Origin of the sequence: Micromonospora sp. NPDC047465 (assembly GCF_040643125.1) — a bacterium.
Lineage (GTDB): Bacteria > Actinomycetota > Actinomycetes > Mycobacteriales > Micromonosporaceae > Micromonospora.
In genome coordinates, this window is sequence record NZ_JBEYTP010000012.1 from 154,016 (window position 1) to 160,337 (window position 6,322).

Consider the following 6,322-nt stretch of genomic DNA (forward strand, 5'->3'; position numbering starts at 1 on the left):
CTCACGCGTTGCCTCCCGCCTGCTGCGCGGCCTGCGCGTTGCCCTTCGCGGCGTTGCCCGGGTGGCCGGTGCCCTTGCCCGCGGCGGCCAGCGACTTGCGTACGCCGTCGAGCAGCTGCAGCCAGCTGGCCTCGAACTTCTCCACGCCCTCGCGCTCCAGGGTGGCGATCACGTCGGCCATGTCGACCCCGACCGACTCCAGGTCCGTGAAGACCTTGCGGGCGTCGTCGTACGAGCCGGTGATGGTGTCGCCGTGGGTCTCGCCGTGGTCGGCGTACGCGTGGATGACCGGCTCCGGCATGGTGTTGACGGTGCCGGGCGCGATCAGCTCCTCCACGTAGATGACGTCCCGGTAGTCCGGGTTCTTGGTGGAGGTGGACGCCCACAGCGGCCGCTGCGGGTGTGCGCCGGCGTCGGCGAGGGCCTGCCAGCGGTCGGAGGAGAAGACCGTGCCGTAGCGCTCGTACGCCAGCTTGGCGTTGGCGATGGCGGCCTTGCCGCGCAGCGCCTTGGCCTCGGCGGAGCCGATCTTCTCCAGCCGCTTGTCGACCTCGGTGTCGACGCGGGAGACGAAGAACGACGCCACGGACCCGATCTTGGACAGGTCGTGGCCGTTCGCCTTCGCCTGCTCCAGGCCGGCCAGGAACGCGTCCATCACCTGGCAGTAGCGGTCCAGCCCGAAGATCAGCGTGACGTTGACGCTGATCCCCTGCGCCAGGGTGGCGGTGATCGCCGGCAGGCCCGCCTCGGTGGCCGGGATCTTGATGAAGAGGTTGGGGCGGTCGATCAGCCACCACAGCGCCCCGGCCTCGGCGACGGTCTTCTCGGTCTCGTGGGCCAGCCGCGGGTCCACCTCGATGGAGACCCGGCCGTCCACCCCCGCGGTCGCGTCGTACGCCGGCCGCATCACGTCACAGGCCCACCGCACGTCGTACGTGGTGAGCATGCGGACGGCCTCCTCGACGTCCACCCCACGGATGGCGAGGTCCTTCAGTTGCCAGTCGTACTCGTCCGCGTCGCTCAGCGCCTTCGCGAAGATGGTCGGGTTGGAGGTCACCCCGACCAGGTGCTTCTCGCGGCGCAACTGGTCCAGCCCGCCGGAGCTGAGTCGCGTCCGGGAAAGATCGTCGAGCCAGATCGCCACACCCGCGGCGCTGAGCTCGCCCAGCCTGTCCTTCGTCATGCCGTCCACGCTCCCCTCAGTTGCCGGTCGTGAAACCGGTGATCTCGCCCACCCGGGTGAGCGCCGCGTGCGCGGCGGCCACGATCCGGTCGGGGGTGAACCCGAACTGCTCGAAGAGCATGGAGTGCGGGGCGCTGGCGCCGTAGTGCTCCAGGCTGACGCTCTCGCCGCAGTCGCCGACGAGGTGCCGCCAGGACATGGCGATGCCCGCCTCCACGCTCACCCGTGCCTTTACCCCGCGTGGCAGCACCGACTCCCGGTACGCCTCGTCCTGCTCGGCGAACCACTCCTGGCAGGGCATCGAGACGACCCGGGTGGGGGTGCCGTCGGCCTCCAGCCGCTCCCGCGCGGTCAGGCAGAGCTGCACCTCGGAACCGGTGCCGACGAGGATCACCTGCGGCTTGCCGGTGGACGCCTCGGCGAGTACGTAGCCGCCCTTCGCCACGCCCTCGGCGCCGGCCAGCGTCGACCGGTCGAAGGTCGGCAGCGCCTGGCGGCTGAGCGCCAGCGCGGTCGGCCGGTCGGTGTGCTCCAGCGCGCACCGCCAGGCCCAGGCGGTCTCGTTGGCGTCGGCCGGGCGGACCACGTCCAGGCCGGGGATGGCGCGCAGCGCGGTCAGGTGCTCGACCGGCTGGTGGGTGGGGCCGTCCTCGCCGAGGCCGATCGAGTCGTGCGTCCAGACGTAGACCACCGGCAGCTTCATCAGCGCGGCGAGCCGCACCGAGGGGCGCATGTAGTCGCTGAACACCAGGAAGGTGCCGCCGTACGGGCGGGTGCCGCCGTGCAGGGCGATGCCGTTGAGGATCGCGCCCATGGCGTGCTCGCGGATGCCGAAGTGCAGCGTGCGGCCGTACTCGTGGCCCGGGAACTCCTTGGTGGCCCAGGCGGCCGGGATGAAGGACGGCTCGCCCTTCATGGTGGTGTTGTTGCTCTCGGCCAGGTCGGCCGAGCCGCCCCACAGCTCGGGCAGCACCGGGGCGAGCGCCTCCAGGACCTTGCCGGAGGCGGCCCGGGTGGCGATGCCCTTGGCGTCGGCCGGGAACTCGGGCAGGGCCTCGGCCCAGCCGTCCGGCAGGGCCCGGCCGGCCATCCGGTCGTAGAGCGCCCGGCGCTGCGGGTTGGCCTTCGACCAGCCGTCGAACGCCGCGGTCCACTCCTGCTGGGCGCGGGCGCCCCGCTCCATCACCAGGCGGGCGTGCGCGAGCACCTCCTCGGCGACTTCGAAGGACTGCGCCGGGTCGAAGCCGAGGATCTGCTTGGTGGCGGCCACCTCGTCGCCACCGAGCGCGGAGCCGTGGATCTTGCCGGTGTTCTTCTTGTTGGGCGCGGGCCAGCCGATGATGGTGCGCAGCGCGATGAAGGAGGGGCGGCCGGTCTCGGCCTTCGCCGCCAACAGCGCCCGGTGCAGGGCCTCCACGTCCTCGTGGTAGTCGCCCTGGTCGGCGTCGCCGGTGCGCCAGTCGACCGTCTGCACGTGCCAGCCGTACGCCTCGTAGCGGGCCGCGACGTCCTCGCTCATGGCGATCCGGGTGTCGTCCTCGATGGAGATCTCGTTGTCGTCGTAGATCACCGTGAGGTTGCCGAGCTGCTGGTGCCCGGCGAGCGCGCTGGCCTCGTGGCTGATGCCCTCCTCGATGTCGCCGTCCGAGGCGATGCACCAGATGTCGTGGTCGAAGACCGACGCGCCCGGCTCGCCCTCCGGGTCGAACAGACCACGCTCGCGGCGGGCCGCCATCGCCATGCCGACCGCGTTGCCGAGGCCCTGGCCGAGCGGGCCGGTGGTGGTCTCGACGCCCGGGGTGTGGCCGTGCTCGGGGTGGCCCGGGGTGAGCGAGCCCCACTGCCGCAGCGACTTGAGGTCGTCGAGGCTGAGCGGGTAGCCGGCGAGGAAGAGCTGGATGTAGAGGGTGAGGCTGGAGTGGCCCGCCGAGAGCACGAACCGGTCCCGGCCGGGCCAGTTCGGGTCGGCCGGGTTGTGCCGCATGACCCGGTTGAAGAGCAGGTAGGCAGCGGGCGCGAGGCTCATCGCGGTGCCCGGGTGGCCGTTGCCGGATTTCTCCACGGCGTCCATGGCCAGCACGCGGACGGTGTCGACGGCCCGGCGGTCGAGGTCGGACCAGTTCAGTGCGGGGTGCTCGGGTCGGTTGGCAGCCACGATGGTTGTGCTCCTCGGCAGATGGGCGGAACCCTCACCGATGACCCTATCGAGCGGTCCTAAACGTCCGCCCGGGGATCTCTGCATGCAGGTCTGTGCGCGTCCGGGAGGATCGGCGGTGTGACGGCCCGCACCGTTGTCGGGTCGCCCGGGCAGCCAAAACGACAGCGCGTAGTCTGTGGTGCGGTGTGTGGCCCGAGTCGGGTCCGACCGATCCGACCTCCCCTGCCGACGCCGGAAGGTGGCAATCCGTGAGCATGATCACCGAGCGCCCCGTCAGCAACTCTGCCGGGCAGCCGCCGGTGCGCGAGGCGGCGGAGGCCCCGGCGGCCGGTCGCCGGGACGTCCGCGCGGTGGTCTCGGCGTACGTGACGCTGACCAAGCCGCGGATCGTGGAGCTGCTCCTGGTCACCACCGTGCCGGCGATGATGCTCGCGGACGGCGGCATGCCGTCGCTCTGGCTGGTGGCCGTGGTGCTGGTCGGCGGCTCGCTCGCCGCGGGCGCGGCCAGCGTCATCAACTGCTACATCGACCGGGACATCGACGAGTTGATGCGGCGCACCAAGCGCCGCCCCCTGCCGGCGCACACCGTGTCGCCGCGCAACGCGCTGATCTTCGGGCTGGTGCTGGCGGTGGTGTCGGTCGCGCTGATGGCGGCGTTCACCAACCTGCTGGCCGCCGGCCTCACCCTGGCCGCGATCGCCTACTACGACCTCGTCTACACCCTCTGGCTCAAGCGCACCACGACGGCGAACACGTTCTGGGGTGGCGCCTGCGGGGCGGCGCCGGTGCTGATCGGCTGGGCGGCGGTGACCGGGTCGCTGGCGCCCGCCGCGTGGGCGCTGTTCGCGGTGGTCTTCTTCTGGCAGATGCCGCACTTCTACCCGCTGGCGATGAAGTACAAGGACGACTACGCCCGGGCCGGCATCCCGATGCTGCCGGTGGTGGCCTCCGCCCGTCGGGTCAACGCCGAGATCATCATTTTCGCGTGGCTCACCGTGGCCTCCTCGCTGGCGGTGTGGCCGCTGGGGATGAGCGCGATCTACGGCGTGCCCACCCTGGTGGTCGGCGGCATCTTCCTGGTGGAGGCGCACCGGCTGGCCCGTCGGGTCTCGCGGGGCCAGGCCGTCAAGCCGATGCGGCTGTTCCACTGGTCGACGACCTACCTGACGATCCTCTTCGCCGCCGTCGCGCTCGACGCGCTGATCTGACCCCGCGCGGTCGCCGCGCGTCCCGGCCGGCGGGTGTGTTCGCTGGCGGCGCGCCGGGCGCGTCGTGGGGGAAAATCAGCATCGTGTATGCCTTGTCCGGGTTTCTTGTTACATCCGTGACAGCGTGGGCATCGGTCCGAACGGTTCGGCATGCCCCAGGCCGGCCCGGTTCGCGGCGGAGATTTGCGGTGGTAAGTCCCGATAAAATCGGGCGATTCACCTGTGGTCTTCCTTAAACCTCCAGGTAATTGGCATCACAAAAGCTTCATGGTTCTCGCCCGCCCGGATGGAAGTCTGCTTACGCTTCGCGTCATGGCAGATGGTTCCGATACGACGCTGACGGCCGAACAGACCGCCGAACAGGCCCCCCAGGGCCTGGTCGCGGGCATCAAGTCGTTCGCCGCCGGACACGGCGGGGCGAAGGCGGTCATCGAGTACGTCGGCAAGCGCGGCGCACGCATCGTCCTCGTGGGTGAGGACGGGGTGTGGGGCGACCAGTTCGCGGACGACACCGTCGTCGCGCGGCAGGCCTGCGCGAAGGCGGGTGTCACCGTCGAGAACGCCTGGGAGCGTGAACTGATGGACCAGATGCGTCCGAGCAACGACCTCTGGCGGTCGATGGCCCGGCGCTCGATGGCCCGTTGACATAAATTGACCAACCACCACCAGCCGACCCGGGGGGAACCCCGGGTCGCTCTCGTCACCTGTGCCGAACTGCCCGCCCTCGAAGCCGACGACCGGCTGGTGCTCGACCCGCTCGCGCGCCGCGGCGTGACCGCCGAACCGGTGGTCTGGGACGACCCCGCCGCCGACTGGGCCGGCTACGACCTGGCCGTGCTCCGCTCGCCGTGGGACTACATGCCCCGCCGCGACGAGTTCGTCGCCTGGGCGGCCGCCGTCCCCGCCCTGGCCAACCCGGCCGACGTGGTCCGCTGGAACACCGACAAGCGGTACCTCGCCGAACTCTCCGCCGCGGGCGTGCCGACCGTCCCCACGACCTGGGTGGAGCCGGGGGAGAGCTGGCAGCCGCCCGCCGACTCCGGCGAGTACGTGCTCAAACCGTCGATCAGCGCGGGCAGCCAGGACACGGGCCGGTACGACCTGGCCGATCCGGAGCACCGGGAACTGGCCGTCGCGCACGTGCGGCGGCTCGCGGCGGCCGGCCGCGTGACCATGGTCCAGCCGTACCTGGTCGCCGTCGACACCGCCGGTGAGACGGCGCTGCTCTTCCTGGCCGGCCCGGACGGCCTGGCGTACAGTCACGCGATCCGCAAGGGTCCCATGCTCACCGGGCCGGACCTGGGCGTGGAGGGGCTCTACAAGCCCGAGGAGATCACGCCGCGGACGGCCACCCCGGAGCAGCTGGCGGTGGCGGAGCGGGCCCTCGCGGCGGTGCCCGGCGGGCCGGAGCGGCTGCTCTACGCCCGGGTCGACCTGATCCCCGGCCCGGACGGCGCCTCGATCCTGGTCGAGCTGGAGCTCACCGAGCCGTCGCTGTTCCTCGGGTACGCCGAGGGCGCCGCCGACCGCCTGGCCGGCGCGATCCTGACCCACCTGGGCCGCCCGCCACGCTGACCCGACGTCGGGCGGTCGCCACGGTGCGGACCGCCCGGCGCCCGGGCCGCCAGGGTCCGCACCGTGCGGCTCATCCCGCCCGCCGTCGGCGGACGTCGCCGTCGGGGGGCGCCGGGCGCCCGGCCGGCGGCGCCGGGGGCGGCGGGCCCCGCCGGGGGGGGGACCCGGGGCGGCGCCGCCGGGCCGCCGGGGGCGGGG

The 6,322-nt window shown here is 72.1% G+C and carries 5 protein-coding genes; 3 read left to right on the forward strand and 2 right to left on the reverse strand.

Going from position 1 to position 6,322, the window contains the following annotated elements; translation table 11 throughout:
- Position 1: 1 nt before the first annotated feature.
- Entirely contained in the window at positions 2–1,183 is a 1,182-nt protein-coding gene (gene tal / locus ABZ793_RS14285; RefSeq protein ID WP_357456826.1) for a transaldolase, read from the reverse strand.
- A 16-nt stretch (positions 1,184–1,199) separates the two neighbouring features.
- Entirely contained in the window at positions 1,200–3,338 is a 2,139-nt protein-coding gene (gene tkt, locus ABZ793_RS14290; RefSeq protein WP_357456828.1) for a transketolase, read from the reverse strand.
- A 251-nt stretch (positions 3,339–3,589) separates the two neighbouring features.
- On the opposite strand from tkt, the gene ABZ793_RS14295 reads away from it, so the two are divergent.
- The 3 genes from ABZ793_RS14295 (at position 3,590) to ABZ793_RS14305 (ending at position 6,124) form a co-directional block, all read left to right on the forward strand.
- The gene (locus ABZ793_RS14295) at positions 3,590–4,549 is read left to right on the forward strand and encodes a heme o synthase (protein WP_357456830.1); all 960 of its coding nucleotides are present in this window, start codon (positions 3,590–3,592) and stop codon (positions 4,547–4,549) included.
- A gap of 312 nt (positions 4,550–4,861) precedes the next feature.
- Positions 4,862–5,194: a hypothetical protein gene (locus tag ABZ793_RS14300; protein ID WP_357456832.1), complete on the forward strand. Its 333-nt coding sequence runs from the start codon at positions 4,862–4,864 to the stop codon at positions 5,192–5,194.
- 6 nt (positions 5,195–5,200) lie between these two features.
- Entirely contained in the window at positions 5,201–6,124 is a 924-nt protein-coding gene (locus ABZ793_RS14305) for a hypothetical protein (protein ID WP_357456834.1), read from the forward strand.
- The last annotated feature ends 198 nt before the right edge of the window (positions 6,125–6,322 follow it).